Genomic DNA, 17,817 nt, shown 5'->3' on the forward strand with positions numbered 1-17,817 from the left:
CGACATCATGAAACTGCGCACCGCCGCCCTTACCGTTTCGGCCGTCGTGGTCCTGCTGCTGGCAGCCACCGGCGCGGCCGTGACCTTTGGCGGACCGACCCGCCCGAAGCCGATGCAGAGCATCAGCGACCCGTTCAGCAACGTCGATTTTTCCGCCGTGCCGCCGCTGCAGCGCTACCCGGCGCGCGACGGCGCCCAGCTCGCCTACCGCAGCTATGCCGCCGGCGGCGGCCAGTCCCCGCGCGGCAGCGTGGTGCTGGTGCACGGCTCGTCGGCCAACAGCCAGAGCCTGCATCCGCTCGCGCAGAGCCTGGCACAAGCGGGCTTCACCGTGTATGCGCTCGACGTGCGCGGCCACGGCGAATCGGGGCCGCGCGGCGACATCGGCCATGTCGGCCAGCTCGACGAAGACCTGCAGGATTTCGTGCACGCCCTGCAGCCCGCCAAGCCCCGGACGCTGGCCGGCTTTTCGGCCGGCGGCGGCTTTGCGCTGCGCATGGCCGGCGGCCCGCGGCAGGCGCTGTTCGACAACTACCTGCTGATGGCGCCCTACACCAACCGCCATGCGCCCAACTACCGGCCCGATGCCGGCGGCTGGGTGTCGGTGGGCATTCCGCGCGTGGTGGCGCTCACGCTGCTCAACCGTGTCGGCATCACCGCGTTCAACCATCTGCCGGTGATCGACTTCGCGGTCAGCGACGCGCCGCGCGCCGAACTCACGCCCTCGTATTCCTATGCGCTGGTCACGAACTTCCAGCCCAACGCCGACTACAAGGCCGACATCCAGGGCATCCGCAAACCCGTCGCCGTGCTGGTGGGCGCCGACGACGAAGTGTTCATTGCCGACAAGTTCGCCCAGGTGTTCGCCGACGCCGGCCGGCCCGACATTCCGGTCACGCTGGTGCCCGGTGCCGGCCACATCACGCTCACGCTCAATCCGGCGGCGCGCGCCGCGGCCGTGGCCGCCATCGAAAAGCTCGACGCGGGCGCCGCGCCGGGGCCCTGATGCGCCGCCGCCAGTTTCCGGTCCGCTTATGCTGAGGAGCATCGCCATGAACCACTACCCCGCTTCCAACGCCACCCCGTCCGACATCGAGAAGCTCGCGCGCCGTCGCGCCGGCGCCAAGATGGGCTGGTACATCCACGCCCTCGTCTATGTGCTGGTGAACATCGGCCTGGTCACGCTCTCGGCCGCCAGGGGCCACACCTGGGCGATGTACCCGCTCATGGGCTGGGGGCTGGGCCTGCTGGTTCATGGCGCCGTGGTCTGGTTCATCGCGCCCGGCGGCGGTTTTTACAACCGGCTGCTGGAACGCGAGCGCCGCGCGCTGCGCGCCGGGGATCGCGGATGAGCCTGGGCCCGACGCCGTCCGCAACCCCTCCCCGGTTCAATGTCCAAAACCTTCGGGACATGCTGCGGCATGGCCTGGTCACCGCTGTCTTCTGCTGCATCATCGCCGCCGCGCTGACCATCACCCAGGACGGCGGCTGGGCCAACCACCTGGTCTATTCGATGGCGATCGGCACCGTGAGCTGGCTGTGCATCGACACCGGCCGGCTGTTGTTGAGCGGGCGCCACGAGATCCTGTGGCCGAAAGGGCCCTGGGGCTTCGTGCTGGTCGCGATCGGCGTGACTGTCGGCTTCTTCGTGGGCAACCTCATCGGCGACGCCTGGAGCGGCGCCCCCGCCTTCGACTTCCTCGACTTCCGTGGACACAAGCTGGCCACCGCGGTCGTCATCACGATCACCGCCACCATCGGAATGTGCTTTTTCTTCTACAGCCTCGGCAGGAGCAAGCACCTGCTCGGCCAGATCGAGCTGGCGCAGCGCAACGCCACCGAGGCGCGGCTCAAGCTGCTCGAAACCCAGCTCGAACCGCACATGCTGTTCAACACGCTGGCCAACCTGCGCGTGCTGATCACCGTCGATCCGCCGCGTGCCGTGGCCATGCTCGACCGCCTCAACAGCTATCTGCGCATGACCCTCAGCGGCTCGCGCGCGCTGTCGCATCCGCTGTCGGCCGAGTTCGACCGGCTGGGCGACTACCTCGAACTGATGTCGGTGCGCATGGGCGAGCGCCTGCGCTACACGCTCGATTTGCCCGACGAACTGCGCAACACGCCGGTGCCGCCGCTGCTGCTGCAGCCGCTGGTGGAAAACAGCATCCGCCACGGGCTGGAGCCCCAGGTGGAAGGCGGCGAGATCACCGTGCGTGCGCGCAGCGACGCGGGGCAGCTCGTGATCGAGGTGAGCGACACCGGCGTCGGCCTTGACGCCGCCCGGCCCTCCGAAGGCAGCGGCTTCGGGCTCGAACAGGTGCGCGAGCGCCTGGCCACCGTGTACGGCACGCAAGGCCGGCTGAGCCTGGCGCCCGCACCCACAGGCGGCACGCGGGCCACGCTGAACCTGCCCTTGCCCGCCTGAACATTCCACGAGAAGAAGACGATGCACCCCACCGCACTCATCGCCGAAGACGAGCCCCTGCTCGCGCAAGCCCTCAAGGCGGAGCTGGCCGCCGCATGGCCCGAACTGCAGATCGTTGCCACCGCCGGTGACGGCCGCAGCGCCGTGCGCGAGGCGCTGCGCCTGCTGCCGCAGGTGCTGTTCTTCGACATCCGCATGCCCGGCCTCGACGGCCTGGGCGCCGCCGCCGAACTGGCCGACTGCTGGCCCACCGACGAGGCGCCCATGCCGCAACTGGTGTTCGTGACCGCCTACGACGAATACGCCGCCCGCGCCTTCGAGGCCCAGGCCATCGACTACGTGCTCAAGCCGGTGCAGCCCGAGCGCCTGCGCAAGACCGTCGGCCGGCTGCAGCAGGCGCTGGCCGCGCGACAGTCGTCATCGGCAGCCACACCCGCCGTGGCCGACGAAGCCCTTGAGCGAACGCTCGCGCAATGGCGCCAGGTATTGAGCGCCGCCGGCACCGGCGCGGCCACCCCGCCGCCCGCACCGCTGCGCATGATTGCCGCCAGCGACGCCGGTGGCAGCACCGTGCGCATGGTGCCCATCGACGAGGTGCTGTATTTCGAGGCCGCCGACAAGTACCTGCGCGTGCTGACCGCCACGCACGAATACCTGATCCGCACGCCGCTCAAGCAGTTGCTGCCCCAGCTCGACCCCGACACCTTCTGGCAGGTGCACCGGGCGGTGGTGGTGCGCAGCGCGGCCATCGAGTCGGTGCACCGCGACGAGGCCGGCAAGATGCACCTGACGCTGCGCGGGCGGCCCGAGAAGATTCCGGTGAGCCGCCTCTACGCCCATCTGTTTCGCGCCATGTGAAAAGCCGACATGCGGCGCCCATGAAAAAGCCGGCCCTTGCGGGGCCGGCTTTTTTCATTCAGTCACGAATGCTGTGGCGAATTAGCGCCAGTGGCCATGGCCATGGCCGCGGTAGTAGCCGCGACCGTAGTAACGCGGGCCGTAATAAGCCGGCGGACCGTAGTAGACCGGGGCCGGACGGTAGTAGACCGGCGGCGGGTTGTAGTAGACCGGCGCTGGCGGCGCGTAGTACACGGGTGCCGGCGGGTAGTAAGCCGGTGCCGGTGGATAGTAGGCGGGACCGCCCACGCCCACCGCCACGCCTGGCACGCCGACACCGATCGACCAGCTCACGTCGCTGCGGGCGCTGGCCGAAGTGGCTGCAAACAGTGCACCGGCTGCCACGACACCTGCGGCGGCCCATTTGAAGAAAGTAGAACGTGTGAGGCTCATGATGTTGGACTCCTTGTTTCGAGAGCTGCGTTCGGGTGTGAACCGCCCATGTGTGTATTGAACGCGGCAAATGCAAAGGGGGTGCACTGGGCAATGTGAAGAGCGTTGCCAAAGGTAACGCTCCAGGGGCGCCCTCTAGAATGCCCCGATGACCTCCCCGACCGACAAAAACGGCGCCAAAACGACCGCTGCACCGAGCAATTTCCTGCGCCACGTGATCGAGAACGACCTCGCACAGGGTGCCTATTCTGGCCGCAAGTGGGGCGGCTCGCCCGGCGACGCCGCGCACCACGCCCAGGGCATGCCCGACCCGGCCAAGGTGCGCATGCGCTTCCCGCCCGAGCCCAACGGCTACCTGCACATCGGCCATGCCAAGAGCATCTGGCTCAACTTCGAACTGGCCAAGGAATACGGCGGCGTGAGCCACCTGCGCTTTGACGACACCAACCCGGAAAAAGAAGACCAGGAATACGTCGACTCCATCCGCGAAGCGGTGAAGTGGCTCGGCTACGAAACCTACCTGGCCGACCGCCCGAGCGCCCCCGGCACCCTGCAGCCGCACGAGTACTTCGCCAGCAACTACTTCGACTTCATGTACGAAGCCGCCGAGTACCTGATTGGCGCCGGCCTGGCCTACGTGGACGAGCAAAGCGCCGAGGAAGTGCGCGCGAACCGCGGCGACTTCAACACCCCCGGCACCGACAGCCCCTTCCGCAGCCGCACGCCCGCCGAAAACCTGGAGCGCTTTCGCGCCATGCGCGACGGCCAGGTCGCCGATGGCGCCGCCATCCTGCGCGCCAGGATCGACATGGCCAGCACCAACATCAACATGCGCGACCCCGCGCTGTACCGCGTGCGCCGGGCCCACCATCACAACACGGGCGACAAGTGGTGCATCTACCCGATGTACACCTACGCGCACCCGATCGAAGACGCGCTGGAGCAGATCACCCATTCCATCTGCACGCTGGAATTCGAAGACCAGCGCCCCTTCTACGACTGGCTGCTCGATCGCCTCGCCGAAGGCGGCCTTGTCGCCAGCCCGCATCCGCGCCAGTACGAATTCGCGCGCCTGAACGTCACGCACGTGATGACCAGCAAGCGCAAGCTGCGCCAACTGGTCGAAGAAAAGTACGTCGACGGCTGGGACGACCCCCGCATGCCCACCATTGCCGGCCTGCGCCGCCGCGGCTACACGCCCGAAGCGCTGCGCCTGTTCTGCGAACGCAGCGGCACCACCAAGTCGGGCGGCTGGATCGACTACGCCAGCCTCGAAGCCGCGCTGCGCGACAGCCTCGACCCCATCGCCCCGCGTGCCATGGCCGTGCTCGACCCCGTCAAGCTCGTCATCACCAACTGGGGCGAACTGATGGGCGGCGACGACGTGCTCGACGACTGCTCCGCCCCTGTGCATCCGCACCACCCCGAGATGGGCAAGCGCGAGTTCAAGCTCGGCCGCGAAGTGTGGATCGAACGCACCGACTACGAAGAAGTGCAGCCCAAGGGCTTTTTCCGACTGTTCCCCGGCAACAAGGTGCGGCTGAAGTACGGCCACGTCATCGAGTGCACCGGCGGCACCAAGGACGCCGACGGCAAGCTCGTCGAAGTGCAGGCCACGCTGGTGCCCGACACCAAGAGCGGCACGCCCGGCGCGGATGCGATCAAGGTGAAGGGCAACATCACCTGGGTGGCTGCGGCCGATGCGGTGCAGGCTGAAGTGCGCTTGTACGAGCGGCTGTTTGCTGCTGCGAACCCGGGCAGCGGCGAGCTGCTGGACGAGTTGAACAAGGACAGCCTGTCGACCTGCCTGGCATTCGTGGAGCCGTCGCTGGCCAACGCCGAGCCCGGCGTCGGCATCCAGTTCGAGCGGCATGGCTACTTCGTGCGTGACACGAAGGCCGGCGCGGAAGGCCCGCGTGTGTTCAATCGCGCGGCGGGCATGCGGGATAGCTGGGGCAAGTAACCAACCACGCCCGGCCGGGGCCGCAATGGCTCCGGCTTTCTCATTGAGCTTTATTCGGGCCGCTTGTAGACCACGCCCAGCACCGCGCTGTTTTCATCGGTGGTGCACACGGCGGAACGGCCTTGCGGCCCGACCCTCAGGTTGATTGCATAGACGCCATCGCGCGGCGTCGTGCCGCTGTCCACGGCAATGCTGGCTGGCGGAACCCTGAGTTCACGCGAGGCCGCCGCCACCCAGTTCTTGATGCTCGCGTCGGGCGCGCCGCCCACACGCACCGAGGTGCTGTTGCACGCGGTCAGCACGAGGCCCGCGCCCACCATCCACGCCACTTTGCTGAAACTTCGCATCGTCATTGAAGACCCCGGTGTTTGCTGGATCGACACGGACCCGAAGACTCGATTGAAACCACGCGGGCAGGCACGCCTTGCAGGACAGCAACGCCACTTCATGTGGCCCGCCACCGTCTTCCATCGGCCGCAGTCCGCAGACCCCGGCTATCCTGCGCATTCATGAATCTTCCGAGCCCTTCTTCCCGCCTGATCCGCTTCAACAAGCCTTACGGCGTTCTCAGCCAGTTCACGCCCGAGGGACGCTGGCGCGGCCTGAAGGACTTCATCGACATCCCCGGCATCTACGTGGCCGGCCGCCTCGATGCCGACAGCGAAGGCCTGCTGCTGCTCACCGGTGACGGCAAGCTGCAGGCGCGCATTGCCGATCCGCGCTTCAAGATGGAAAAAACCTACTGGGTGCAGGTCGAAGGCGTGCCCACCGAAGAGGCGCTTGCCACGCTGCGCGCCGGGGTCCAGCTCAACGACGGCCCCACCCGCCCGGCCAGGGCACGGCTGCTCGATCCGCCGCCCGAGGTGTGGGTGCGCGAGCCCCCCATCCGCGAACGCAAGAGCATCCCCACCGCATGGATCGAACTGGCGATCAGCGAAGGCCGCAACCGCCAGGTGCGGCGCATGACGGCCGCCGTCGGGCTGCCAACGCTGCGCCTGATCCGCGCCGCCATCGGGCCGCACACGCTCGACGGGCTGGCGCCGGGAACCTGGCGGGAATGACGCGGCCACGTGCCCATCTGCCTGCGCATCGATCAACAACCACACATCAATTTCATTGGACGCCTGTTGCCCATGAGCACTTCTTTTTCTCCCCTCCCCGGCTCTTCTTGTTCCACAGCCTTGAACCGGCGTGCCGCCATGCTCGGCGCGCTCGGCCTGCTGGCACTTCCCGCAACGCGCGCCGATGCGGCCAGCCCCGCAAAGAAAGCACAGCAACAGCCGCAACAACAAACGCACGCCGCCGTCTGGCCCCACGCGTCACAAGTGCCGGGCGGCGTCGCCCGCCTGTCGCTGGGGCCGGCGGCCGCGCGCCCCACGGCGTTCTCGGGTGACGTGCCGCTGCTCGTGCTCGGCGACGCGATCGAATGGACCGCGCTGGTCGGCATCCCGCTCGCGGCCACGCCCGGCGACGCGAGCATCACGGTCCGCACCGAAAGCCGCCCCGAACGGCAGATCGGCTACACGATCGCCCCGAAGCAATACCGCGAGCAGCGCCTGACCGTGGCACCGCGCACCGTCGATCTGGCGCCCGAAGACCAGGCGCGCTACGAACGCGAACGTGACCACCTGACCACCGTGATGGCCACGCTCACCGACATGCGCCCCGACACCGCGCTGCAGATGCGCGTGCCCGTGCCGGGCCGCCGCTCCAGTTCGTTCGGCCTGCGCCGCGTGTTCAACGGGCAGTCGCGCAATCCGCACAGCGGCATGGACATCGCGGCGGGCACGGGCACGCCGGTGCTGGCGCCGCTACCGGGGAAGGTGATCGATACGGGCGACTATTTCTTCAACGGCGGCACCGTGTGGCTCGACCACGGCGGCGGCCTGCTGACGATGTATTGCCACCTGAGCCGTATCGACGTGAAGGTGGGGGATGTGCTGAAGACCGGCGAGCGGCTGGCTGCAGTCGGCGCGACCGGGCGGGTGACGGGGCCGCATCTGCATTGGTCGGTGATGCTGAATCGGGCGATGGTGGATCCGGCCTTGTTCGTTGCGGCCTGAGTGCTCATCTAGCACGCAAGCTACGAAATCACCACCGTCGGTGAACCGCACCACCTGCTGATCTGCCTACGCCAGTCGTCGTCCCGCTTTGGGCTGCGATCAATCGCGGCGCGGCGTCAGCATCGTGCTCCAAGCAATCAACGCCAACAACGCCACCTGAACCGGCAGCCGCAACACCAGCGCCCAATACGGCACGCTCGCGAACAGCTCTGCGCGCTGCAGCATGTAGACATTCGCAGGCGTCACGGCCAATGTCAGCAGGAACAGGCCGATACCCGCAGCCCGTCGCGTCGACCGCCACAGCAGTCCGGCCGCGCCCAACAGCTCGAACACCCCGCTCACCCACACGGTCTCGCGCGGCCAGGGAATCCAGGGCGGCACGATGCGCATCTCGATGTCGGTCGCGACGAAATGCGCGACGCCGCCGATGGCGAACCACAGGAAGATGAAGACCAGGCCCGCCACGCGCCAGCGGTTCATGGCGGGCGCGGCGGTCATCGGTCTATCGACTTCAGAGCGGCTTGGTGAGGTACACCGCCTCGCGGCCCACGATCGTCCGTTGCGCGGGCATGAAGATCGTGCAGTCATCGCACGGCGCGCGAATTTCGTCCGGGCCGTTGGTGGCGATCAGCTCGCCCTTGGCAAAGGTCTCGAAGCCGATCAGCGGGCGCACGAAAGCAAAGTCTTCCGACTTGATGACGTGCGTCTGCAGCAGTTGGAAGCGGCGCTGCTCACCGGGCACGGGCACGGCCGGGTCTTTGTCGATGAGGCCGAAGTGCGCCAGGAAATCGAGCGAGATGGCAGTCGCCAGTTTCGACGCCGAGCGCAGGAAGTGCTGGCCGCATTCGGCCACCAGCGCCACGCCCTTGCCTTCAGGCAAGCCATGGCTGCCGTGCTGGATCAGCGGCGTGCCGGAGCCCAGGCCATCGGGCATCACGAGGTGCACCGAGGGGCGGCCGATGGCCATTGCCGCTGCGGCGTTGCGCTCGAAGGCGGGGTACACCCAGAACGGAATGACGGGCTGGCTGGTCGAATGGATGTCGAGGATGTGGTCGGCCGCGCTCACCACTGGGCGCAGTTCGCGGGCGCGGCGCAGCTCGGGGCTGTCCTCGGTGCCGTCGAGCCACTCGGGCGACCAGACGCGGTTGAGGTTGTGCACGAGCTGGCGGCTGTCGAAGGGCAGCGCCTCGTTGAAGGACTCGTACGCCGCCACGTTGGCAAAGCTCACGGTGAGCGTGCCGATCTTCGGGCGCACGTTGGTGTCGAGCAGGTGGGTGGCGGCAGTCATGCCGCAGATCTCGTTGCCGTGCGTGAGCGCATTGATCAGCACGTGCGGGCCGGGCTTGCCGGACTCGAAGCGGTGCACGTAGTCGATGCCGGTGTTGCCCTTGCGATAGGCCGAGAGGTCGCGGGGCAGGACTTCGAGAGCGGGGGGAGATTGGGTCATGGGGCTGTTGGAATTGAATCGGAGCAAAGCGGTCGGGCGAGTTTGCTACAGATGGCAATTTTTCGCCCCGCACACCACGGCCGGCCCTCCCACCGCGACGAACCCGTTGCTCCCGCCCAAGCTACCAGTTGACTTCGCGCTCCGGCGTGGCCGAGATGTGGTGAATCGACAAGTCGGCCCCGTCGTATTCCTCTTCCTGCGACAGCCGCAGGCCCATCGTCGCCTTGAGCGCGCCGTACACCACCGCGCCCGCCAGCCCGGCCCATGCCACGCCGATGACGGTGCCGATGAGCTGCGCCCACACGTTCACACCGCCGATGCCGCCCAGCATCTGCGTGCCGAAGATGCCGGCCGCGATGCCGCCCCAGGTGCCGCACAGGCCGTGCAGCGGCCACACGCCGAGCACGTCGTCGATCTTCCATTTGTTCTGCGTGAGCGTGAACATCTTGACGAAGATGGCGCCCGCCACGCCGCCCACCACCAGCGCGCCCAGCGGATGCATCAGGTCGGAGCCGGCGCACACGGCCACGAGCCCCGCGAGCGGACCGTTGTAGACGAAGCCCGGGTCGTTCTTGCCCATGGCCAGCGCAACCAGCGTGCCGCCGACCATCGCCATCAGCGAGTTGACGGCCACGAGCCCGGAAATCTTGTCGATGCTCTGCGCGCTCATCACGTTGAAGCCGAACCAGCCCACGCACAGCACCCAGGCACCGAGTGCAAGAAAGGGGATGTTCGACGGCGGATGCGCGCTGAGCGAGCCGTCGCCCCGGTAGCGGTTGCGGCGCGCGCCCAGTAGCAGCACGGCCGGCAGCGCAAGCCAGCCGCCCACGGCGTGCACCACCACCGAACCGGCGAAGTCATGAAACTCGTGGCCGGTGAGCGAGGCGATCCAGCCCTGGATGCCGAAGTGCTTGTTCCAGGCGATGCCCTCGTACAGCGGATAGACGAGGCCCACGATCACCGCGGTGGCGATCAGCTGCGGCCAGAACTTGGCCCGTTCGGCGATGCCGCCCGAGATGATGGCCGGGATGGCTGCCGCGAAGGTCAGCAGAAAGAAGAACTTGACCAGCTCGTAGCCGCTTCTTGCCGACAGTTCGGTGGCACTCACGAAGAAATGCGTGCCGTAGGCCACGCCATAGCCCACCAGGAAGTACACGATGGTCGACACCGAGAAGTCGACCAGGATCTTCACCAGCGCATTGACCTGGTTCTTCTTGCGCACGGTGCCCAGTTCCAGAAAGGCAAAACCGGCGTGCATGGCCAACACCATGATGGCGCCGAGAAGGATGAACAGCGCGTCTGCGCCCTGTTTGAGTGCGTCCATTGGAGCTTCTTGCAGTTTTTGGTTTGAATTGGTGCGTCGCACCCGAATTGCTCGGGCCGCCGGCGCAAGAAAGCAAAATTGGTGCCTGACAGCTCGTTGATGGTGCAGAACGAACCATTAGCGGGACACATCGCCCCGTTTTCGCACCGGAACAGGCCGACCGGTGGGCCGGCGTGGTTCAGCCAGCGCCGGCGCGCAGCGCGTCCCGGTAGCGTCGGCTGCAGGGCACGGTGGTGCCGTCGTGCATGTGCAGCCGGGCGTCGCCGCCGTCCAGTGGCTCGATTTCCTTGATGCGCCCCAGGTTCACCGCGTGGCTGCGGTGCACGCGCACGAAGCGGGCGGGGTCGAGCTGGGTCAGGAAGTCGGTGAGCGTGGCGCGCAGCAGGTAGTCGTGGCCGTTGACATGCAGGCCGACGTAGTTGCCTTCGGCCTGGAGCCAGTCGATGTCGGTGGCGGCGATGAGGAATTCGCGGCGCAGCTTGCGAACCAGAAAGCGCTCGGGGCGGGCGACGGGCTGCGGCGGGGGCAACTCTGGCATCGAGGGTTCGAATCCCTCCGGTTCCGCCAAAGTCGAAATCGGCGCGACTACCCCCTCCTCCGGCGCATCGAGCACCCGCGCCTCGCCCTGCAGCCGCAGCACGAACAGCCGGTAGGCCCAGATGCCGAAGACCATCGACACGTACGCGCGCACGTCCTTCAGGTATTCATAGCCCCACTGGCTGCTCCAGTCCGCGAAGTCGTAGTGCTGGCCGACCGCCGCATAGGCCATCGCCCGCAGCGCGAACATCGCCATCACGTGCACCACGCTGAAGGCCACGCTGGCCACCGCATGCGCCGCCAGGTAGCGCAGCAGGTGCCTGCGCGGCAACGGCGACAGCCAGCGCTCGACCGCCACGATGGCCGGCACCAGCGCCAGCAGCACGAGGTGGCTGGAACCCTCCCACACCAGGATCTCCCAGGTGGCGTGCGGCACGGCGCGCCCCCGCGCATCGACCAGCGCCACCGAGATGTTGAACGCGGCCTGCAGCGTCATCAGCACGATCCAGAAACCCACCTCCACGTAGCGGCGGATCGGCTCGTAGCGTTCGTACAGGTTCTTGCGCGGGTCTCGCATGCGGGGAATTCTCGCGAAATTGGCCCTTGGGGTCGGCCGATTTCGTCCCTGCGGGGCACCGCTCGTCACAAAGCGGGGGCGTTCCGTCCCCTCGCCACCCCCGGCCGGGGCCGCGGGCCCGAGCATCGCGGCTTCTTCGCTTCGAGGAGCTTGCGATGACCGCAACAACCAACCACCAGCCCAACCCGCGCCGCCACGACATCGACGCGCTGCGCGCCCTGACCTTCCTGTTCGTCATCCTCTATCACGTGGGCATGTACTACGTGGCCGACTGGCCCTGGCACCTGAAAAGTCCGTACGCGGCCGAATGGCTGCAGTGGCCGATGCGGATGCTGAACCTCTGGCGCATGGACCTGGTGTTCCTCATCTCGGGCGTGTCTCTCGGCTTCCTGAGCCGGGGCCAGGGCACCTGGGGCCTGCTGCGCAGCCGCGGTGTGCGGCTGATGCTGCCGCTGGTGTTCGGCATGGCGGTGATCGTGCCGTACCAGGCCTACGCGCAGGGCGTGGCCAACGGCATGGTGGCGCCGGGCTTCGGCGCCTTCCTGCTGCGCTACCTGTCGATGGCCGAGCCGTGGCCGAAGCGCGCCTTCGACGGCGCGGAGTTCGGCATCACCTGGAACCACCTGTGGTACCTGCCCTATCTGTTTGCCTACACGGCCGTGATCGCGCTGCCGCTGCCGCTGTGGAACTCGGCCGCCGGCCAGTGGATGCGCCGCCGCTTCAACGGCCTGCGCGGCTGGAAGCTGTTGCTGCTGCCGGTGCTGCCGCTGCTCGCCTGCACGACGCTGCTGGCCCCGCACTTCCCGCCCACCCACAACCTGGTGCGCGACTTCTATCTGCACGGCCTCTACTTCACGATGTTTCTCTACGGCTACTGGATGGGCGTGGACACCGGCGTATGGCAAGAGCTGGAGCGCTTGCGCCGGGTGTCGCTGGCGCTGGTGGTCGCGCTGATCGCCACGTACATCGCGCTGCGCGTCGGCGCCAAGGGCCCGGCCTCCGGCCTGCTGGTGGACGCATTGCGCACGCTCTACTTGTGGCTGACGGTCGCAACCATCCTGGGCCACGGCCATCACCACCTGAACCGCCCGTGGCCGTGGCTGCGCTGGGCCAACGAGTCGGTGTACCCGTGGTACGTGCTGCACCAGACGCTGATCATCGTCGGCGTGGCGCTGCTGGCACCGCTCGCGCTGGGCCCGGTGCTGGAGCCCGCGCTGCTGGTGGCGCTGACGATCCTCGGCTGCTGGATGCTGACCGACGGACTGATCCGCCGCAGCAACTGGCTGCGCCCGCTGTTCGGCCTGAAGCTGCGGCGCCGCGCCAAGCCTATGCAGCAGCAGCCGGCTGCTTCGACTGAAGCTCTTCCACCGGAACCAGGATGGCGTTCCCCGTCGCCACGAGCTTGAGCGCGTCGTCGCCCTTGCCTTCGGGCTGCGCGAAGAGTTCGGCCGCAACGAACACCTGCTTTCGGCCGGCCTTGATCACCCGGCCGCGCGCCACGAAGACCTGGCCGATGGCGGGCGAGATGCAGTTCACCGAGAAATGCGAGGCCAGCACGCGGCCCGCCAGCGTGGCGGCCGCGTAGCCGCTCACGGTGTCGAGCAGCGCGGCGATCATGCCGGCGTGCAGGAAGCCGGCGTACTGGCCCATGTCTTCGGCGCGCCAGTTCATGCGCAGCTCGGCCTGGCCGTCGCCGGCGTGCGTCACTTCGAAGCCGGCCCAGCGGTTGAAGGCGGCGGATTGGTTGATGGTCTTGATCGTGTCGAGCATGGAAGGTCTCCTTGGCGTGGCGATGCGGGTGGGCGATGGGTACGGGGGCACTCTAAGAAGCGCGGGCGCCGTGCATCGTCGCGCGCGCGACGGACAACGCCGTTGCGGTTGCATTGGCGACAGCAACGCCGCGCGCCGCACGCACCCCGGCGAAAGTTTTTTGACCCTGCCTTAACCCCGTTCCGCGCGCCCGGCCGTATGAGTGGAGACAAATCCATTCACTTCCTCCGAAGGCCCTTCATGAAAGCACCGTCCTCCGCCCTTCTTCTGCGCGCCACCGTTGTTGCCGCCGGCTGGCTGGTCCTGAGCGCCAGCGCCCAGGTGCCGGGCACAGCAGCCGACAGCTCGCGCATCACCCAGGTCAAGGTCTACCCCGGCAGCGCCACGGTGGAACGCGTCGCGCGCATTGCGGCCGGCAGCCGCTCGGTCACCTTCGCCTGCCTGCCCGCGGGGCTGGACGTGCAGAGCCTGCAGGTGTCGGCCGACGCGTCAGTACGCGTCGGCGAAACATCGGTACTCAGCGAGGCACGCGAACTGTCGGCCCGCTGCTCGACCAGCGCGCTCGACGGCCGCATCCGCGAACTGGAAGACCAGAAGGCCGCGCTGCAGGCCGAGACCGATGCGCTGGGCATGGTCACCGGTTACCTCAAGGGTTTGTCGGGCGGCAGCGGCGAATCGGCCCAGGGCGCTCGCGCCCCGATGGATGCGCGCAACCTCGCCGCGATGACCGAGGCGATGCGCCGCACCGGGCAGGACTCGCTGCTCAAGCAGCATCAGATCCAGCGCAAGCAGACCGACATCGACCGCCAGCTCAACCCGCTGCTGGCCGAGCGCACGCGCTCGCAGGGCAACGGCGGCCAGGTGGTGGCCGTCACCGTGACGCTGGCCGCCAGTGCCGACGCCGACGTCAAGCTCAGCTACCAGGTCAACGGCCCCGGCTGGACGCCCACCTACCGCGCGCTGCTCGACACCAACACGCGCAAGGTGCGCATCGAGCGGCAGGCGCTGGTGGCCCAGTCCACGGGTGAAGACTGGCGTGGCGTGAAGCTGGTGCTGTCCACCGGCCAGCCGCGCCGCGAGACCACGGGCCGCACGCCGGGCGCGTGGCGCATCGGCATCGAGCCGCCGCCGCGCAAGCTGGCGGCGCAGGCCGACGAGGTCTACATGGCGGCACCTGCCGCGCCTGCCATGGCACCGCTTGCCGCCAAGCAGATCACCGTGGATCGCCGCGAGCCGGTGTTCGACGTGAGCGTGTTCGACAACAGCTTCGCCACCGAATTCGCGGTGCCGCAGAGCATCGACGTGCCCTCCAACGGGCAGCGCGTGACGATGGCACTGGGCCAGCATGAAGACACGGCCAGGCTGGCGGTGCGTACCAGCCCGCGCGTGGACGCCAGCGCGTTCCTTGTCGCCGAACTCCCGCAACCCACGGGCGTGTGGCCGGCCGGCCCGATGCAGCTCTATCGCGACGGCAATTTCGTGGGCAGCGGCCGTTGGACTGCGCCGAGCGACGCAAACCTCACGCTGTCTTTCGGGCGCGACGAGCTGGTGCGGGTGCAGGCCGAACCCGAGAACGACAACCAGGGCACGGGTGGTTTTGCAGGTTCGCGTGCCGAGCGCAAGGTGCAGCGCGCCTACGTGGTCGAGAACCGTCATCGCACGCCGATCGCGGTGCAGGTGCTCGAAGCGGCGCCGGTGTCGGTCGACGAGCAGGTGCGCGTGGCGTCGAAGTTCTCGCCTCAGCCTGCCGAGCTGGCGTGGAACAAGCAGTCCGGCCTGACGATGTGGCGCTTCGATCTCGACGCGGGCAAGACTGCGCGCGTGACGGCCGACTACACCGTCAGCTATCCGAAGGACGCGCGGCTGCAGATGCGCTGAAGCAGCGCTTCGGGGGTTTGTGGGGCGGGATGCGGGGTCATTCAGGGCGAGTGCGAATGACACCAGGAGCTCCCCTCCGCGAATGTCCCCCGCTTCGCTCCTCCTTTATTTCGCTGCGGGGAGCACCTGGTGTCATTCGCACAGGGGCACGCTGCTGGTTTGCACTGATCAACCACCGCTCTGTCCAACGCTCACGCCGATACGGGGCTCTTTTTCGCGAAATAAAGGAGGAGCGAAGCGGGGGACATTCGCGAAAAAGAGCACCGTGTCGGCGTGAGTGTCGCCCTGAACAGCAGCAGCGCCCAAACCAAAAAAGACTCAGAAGTCGAACTTGGCCGACAGCTCAAACGTACGACGCGGCGCCAACAGCACCTGGCTGGTAGCGCGTCCAGCCCAGCTAGCGTAGAGCTTGTCGGTCAGATTACGCACGCGGAAAGTCAGCAGAGCCTTCTGCAGCCGATAGCTAACCGCCGCATCCATGGTCGTGTAGCCGTTGATGCGAATCTGGTTGGCGGTGTCCGTGAACATGTGGCCAGTGCGGTTCAGCGACATGAAGTACTCGAACTTCGAGTTGTCGGGCCGGTAGGTCGCGAAGATATTGGCCACGCGCTCAGGCACGTTCGGCGGCGTGTTGCCCACGCGCGAGACGCCACCCGCCTCGATCAAGGTGTCGAAGCGCGCATCGAGCGCCGCGAGGTTGCCCGCCAGCGTCCATTCGCGGGTCGGCCGCCACACGGTCGACAGCTCGATGCCGCGCGAAGACTGGCGCCCGTTGTTCACCGTGTTGGCGGCGTTGTTGGGATCGCGCGAGAGCACGTTGTCCAGCTCGATCTTGTAGACCGCGGCCGTCCACTCCAGGTTGGCTTCGGGAATGCTCTGCTTGAAGCCGACCTCCGCCTGCTTGCCGCGCGACATCGGAAACGCCGCGTTCGACGCCGACAGCAAGAACAGCGAGTTCACCGGCAGCGTGGCGTTGGTGTACTGCGCATAGATGCTCGACTGCGGTGTGATGTCGTACACCGCGCCGAGCCGGCCCGAGGTCGAGCGGTAGCTGGTGCCGAAGCGGTTGAGCGTGCCCAGGTTCAGGTCGAGGATGCTGCGTTCGACCTCGGAGCGGTCGTGGCGCAGGCCGCCGACCAGCGTGAGGTTACGGATCGGCTTGAGCGCGTCTTCCATGAAGACCGACGTGACCTTCACATTGGACGTCGTGTTGGTGCGGTTGCCACCGCCCACGCTGAGTGCGGGGTTCTCGTCGAACAGGCCCACGTACGGGTTGAACACCGACACCCGCAGCGCATTTGCGGTGCTGGCGCTGCTGTTCGAGAAACGGCGCTGGCTGCCGAAGCGCGTCTCGCTGTACTCGCCACCGATCACGAACCGGTTGTCCATGCCGCCGAGCGTGCCCTTGTGGGTGGCGTCGAAGCGGTTGAGCCAGAAGTCCTGGTCGTGCGTGATCATCGTCTGGTCGCGCCCGATGTTCGCCGGCCGCTCGAAGGCCGCGAACTCCGAGTTGCGGAACATGCGGTTCGACTTGTTGGCCGAGAACTCGTTGCGCCACGACCAGCCACCACCGAGCTGCCCCGTCAGGCGCGCGCGCAGCCAGTAGGTTTCGGACGAGTTGTCGTCGTCGAGCACGTTGTAGTTGATGTGCGTCATGCGCCGGTCGATCACGCGGCCGTCGGGCGTGCTGGCCACGCCGGTGGGTTGCGTGGCAAAGCTGCGCGGCACCAGCGGCGTGCCCCAGTAGGCCTGGTTGTTGTCGCGCAGGTAGTCGAAGGCCAGGTCCAGCCGGACCGAGCCGCCGAAATCGACCATCAGCCCGCTGGTGAAGTGGTCGATGCGCTCGCCGTTGCGATCGATGGTGCCCACCTTGGTGTCGTTGCGGCTGTAGTCCAGTCGGTAGGCACTGGCATCGCCGAGGTTGCCGCCGAAGCCGAAGGCCGCGCGCGTGGAGCCGTAGCTGCCGTAGGACAGCAAGGCTTCCTTGTGCGGGTTGTCGCGGTCGGGCCGCTTGGTCACGAAGTTGATGACACCGCCAATGGCGCCTTCGCCATCGAGCACCGAGGCCGGGCCTTTCAGCACTTCGATGCGGTCGTAGTTCCAGGTGTCCTGCACCCGGTTGACCACGCCCGCGCCGGAGCTGCGAACGCCGTCGTACAGATACATGATGCTCGTGAAGCCGCGCGTGGACAGCGTCGTCGGTGACGACGGCGGCCCGCCGCCCGACAGGCCGGCCATGCCGCGCAGCGCTTCGCTGAAGGTGCGCGCGCCGCGCTGCTGGATCGCGTCCTGCGACAGGATTTCTACCGAAGCCGGCGTCTCGCGCACCGACAGGCCGAGCCGCGACGCGGTGCCGCTCGACTCTTCGAGGTGCAGGCTGTTGGCATCGCGGCTGCCTTCGATGGTGACGGTGCCAAGCTCGGCGTTGGCTTGCTGCGCGTAGGAGGCCTGAAAGACGGTGGCGGCGGCCACCGCCATGGCCGTGCGGATGAACGAGGTCATTGGATTGCTTCTGAAGGCTGGAGGGAAAACGGAACGGACAC

At 67.5% G+C, this 17,817-nt stretch carries 17 protein-coding genes; 9 read left to right on the forward strand and 8 right to left on the reverse strand.

Features of this window, described 5'->3' with window-relative positions; translation table 11 throughout:
- Window positions 1-7 precede the first annotated feature (7 nt).
- The 4 genes from ACSFB7_RS23815 to ACSFB7_RS23830 are packed head-to-tail and all read left to right on the forward strand — an operon-like array spanning window position 8 to window position 3,283.
- Window positions 8-1,006 (forward strand): alpha/beta hydrolase, encoded by a 999-nt coding sequence (locus ACSFB7_RS23815; RefSeq protein ID WP_435474562.1) that lies wholly within the window; start codon window positions 8-10, stop codon window positions 1,004-1,006.
- A 46-nt stretch (window positions 1,007-1,052) separates the two neighbouring features.
- Window positions 1,053-1,352 (forward strand): 2TM domain-containing protein, encoded by a 300-nt coding sequence (locus ACSFB7_RS23820; RefSeq protein WP_435474563.1) that lies wholly within the window; start codon window positions 1,053-1,055, stop codon window positions 1,350-1,352.
- 59 nt (window positions 1,353-1,411) lie between these two features.
- On the forward strand, window positions 1,412-2,425 hold the full coding sequence (locus tag ACSFB7_RS23825) for a sensor histidine kinase (protein ID WP_435474564.1): 1,014 nt from the start codon (window positions 1,412-1,414) through the stop codon (window positions 2,423-2,425).
- 21 nt (window positions 2,426-2,446) lie between these two features.
- Window positions 2,447-3,283: a LytR/AlgR family response regulator transcription factor gene (locus ACSFB7_RS23830; protein WP_435474566.1), complete on the forward strand. Its 837-nt coding sequence runs from the start codon at window positions 2,447-2,449 to the stop codon at window positions 3,281-3,283.
- Window positions 3,284-3,364: 81 nt separating this feature from the next.
- Here the strand turns inward: ACSFB7_RS23830 and ACSFB7_RS23835 are convergent, their stop codons facing one another.
- Complete coding sequence (locus ACSFB7_RS23835; RefSeq protein ID WP_435474567.1) at window positions 3,365-3,715, reverse strand: hypothetical protein; 351 nt, start codon at window positions 3,713-3,715, stop codon at window positions 3,365-3,367.
- Between the two features lie 148 nt (window positions 3,716-3,863).
- Here ACSFB7_RS23835 and ACSFB7_RS23840 point away from each other — a divergent pair, with 148 nt between their 5' ends.
- Window positions 3,864-5,678 carry a glutamine--tRNA ligase/YqeY domain fusion protein gene (locus ACSFB7_RS23840; RefSeq protein WP_435474568.1) on the forward strand — a complete coding sequence of 605 codons (1,815 nt, stop codon included), beginning with the start codon at window positions 3,864-3,866 and terminating at the stop codon, window positions 5,676-5,678.
- Between the two features lie 50 nt (window positions 5,679-5,728).
- Here the strand turns inward: ACSFB7_RS23840 and ACSFB7_RS23845 are convergent, their stop codons facing one another.
- The gene (locus ACSFB7_RS23845; RefSeq protein ID WP_435474569.1) at window positions 5,729-6,031 is read right to left on the reverse strand and encodes a hypothetical protein; all 303 of its coding nucleotides are present in this window, start codon (window positions 6,029-6,031) and stop codon (window positions 5,729-5,731) included.
- A gap of 156 nt (window positions 6,032-6,187) precedes the next feature.
- On the opposite strand from ACSFB7_RS23845, the gene ACSFB7_RS23850 reads away from it, so the two are divergent.
- Together ACSFB7_RS23850 and ACSFB7_RS23855 are read left to right on the forward strand one after the other, a co-directional pair.
- On the forward strand, window positions 6,188-6,739 hold the full coding sequence (locus ACSFB7_RS23850; RefSeq protein ID WP_435474570.1) for a pseudouridine synthase: 552 nt from the start codon (window positions 6,188-6,190) through the stop codon (window positions 6,737-6,739).
- A gap of 72 nt (window positions 6,740-6,811) precedes the next feature.
- Window positions 6,812-7,741: a peptidoglycan DD-metalloendopeptidase family protein gene (locus ACSFB7_RS23855; RefSeq protein ID WP_435474571.1), complete on the forward strand. Its 930-nt coding sequence runs from the start codon at window positions 6,812-6,814 to the stop codon at window positions 7,739-7,741.
- Between the two features lie 99 nt (window positions 7,742-7,840).
- On the opposite strand, the gene ACSFB7_RS23860 is transcribed toward ACSFB7_RS23855, so the two are convergent.
- The 4 genes from ACSFB7_RS23860 to ACSFB7_RS23875 all read right to left on the reverse strand — a co-directional run bounded on the left by ACSFB7_RS23860 (window position 7,841) and on the right by ACSFB7_RS23875 (window position 11,626).
- Window positions 7,841-8,239, reverse strand: coding sequence for a DoxX family protein (locus ACSFB7_RS23860; RefSeq protein WP_435474572.1), 399 nt, complete (start codon window positions 8,237-8,239; stop codon window positions 7,841-7,843).
- Window positions 8,240-8,252: 13 nt separating this feature from the next.
- Window positions 8,253-9,188 carry a M14 family metallopeptidase gene (locus tag ACSFB7_RS23865; protein WP_435474574.1) on the reverse strand — a complete coding sequence of 312 codons (936 nt, stop codon included), beginning with the start codon at window positions 9,186-9,188 and terminating at the stop codon, window positions 8,253-8,255.
- A gap of 121 nt (window positions 9,189-9,309) precedes the next feature.
- The gene (locus tag ACSFB7_RS23870; RefSeq protein ID WP_435474575.1) at window positions 9,310-10,512 is read right to left on the reverse strand and encodes an ammonium transporter; all 1,203 of its coding nucleotides are present in this window, start codon (window positions 10,510-10,512) and stop codon (window positions 9,310-9,312) included.
- A gap of 178 nt (window positions 10,513-10,690) precedes the next feature.
- The gene (locus tag ACSFB7_RS23875) at window positions 10,691-11,626 is read right to left on the reverse strand and encodes a LytTR family DNA-binding domain-containing protein (protein ID WP_435474577.1); all 936 of its coding nucleotides are present in this window, start codon (window positions 11,624-11,626) and stop codon (window positions 10,691-10,693) included.
- Between the two features lie 155 nt (window positions 11,627-11,781).
- Between ACSFB7_RS23875 and ACSFB7_RS23880 the strand changes: the two genes are divergently transcribed.
- Window positions 11,782-13,032, forward strand: a complete 1,251-nt coding sequence (locus ACSFB7_RS23880; RefSeq protein WP_435474578.1) for an acyltransferase family protein — start codon at window positions 11,782-11,784, stop codon at window positions 13,030-13,032.
- Here the strand turns inward: ACSFB7_RS23880 and ACSFB7_RS23885 are convergent.
- Window positions 12,953-13,396: a PaaI family thioesterase gene (locus ACSFB7_RS23885; protein ID WP_435474580.1), complete on the reverse strand. Its 444-nt coding sequence runs from the start codon at window positions 13,394-13,396 to the stop codon at window positions 12,953-12,955. The two genes, ACSFB7_RS23880 and ACSFB7_RS23885, sit on opposite strands and share 80 nt — an antisense overlap.
- A gap of 240 nt (window positions 13,397-13,636) precedes the next feature.
- Here ACSFB7_RS23885 and ACSFB7_RS23890 point away from each other — a divergent pair, with 240 nt between their 5' ends.
- Window positions 13,637-15,274, forward strand: coding sequence for a DUF4139 domain-containing protein (locus ACSFB7_RS23890; RefSeq protein WP_435474582.1), 1,638 nt, complete (start codon window positions 13,637-13,639; stop codon window positions 15,272-15,274).
- Between the two features lie 318 nt (window positions 15,275-15,592).
- On the opposite strand, the gene ACSFB7_RS23895 is transcribed toward ACSFB7_RS23890, so the two are convergent.
- Window positions 15,593-17,776: a TonB-dependent receptor gene (locus tag ACSFB7_RS23895; protein ID WP_435474584.1), complete on the reverse strand. Its 2,184-nt coding sequence runs from the start codon at window positions 17,774-17,776 to the stop codon at window positions 15,593-15,595.
- Window positions 17,777-17,817: the final 41 nt, after the last annotated feature.

Source organism: Variovorax raffinosi (assembly GCF_051216615.1).
GTDB lineage: Bacteria > Pseudomonadota > Gammaproteobacteria > Burkholderiales > Burkholderiaceae_C > Variovorax.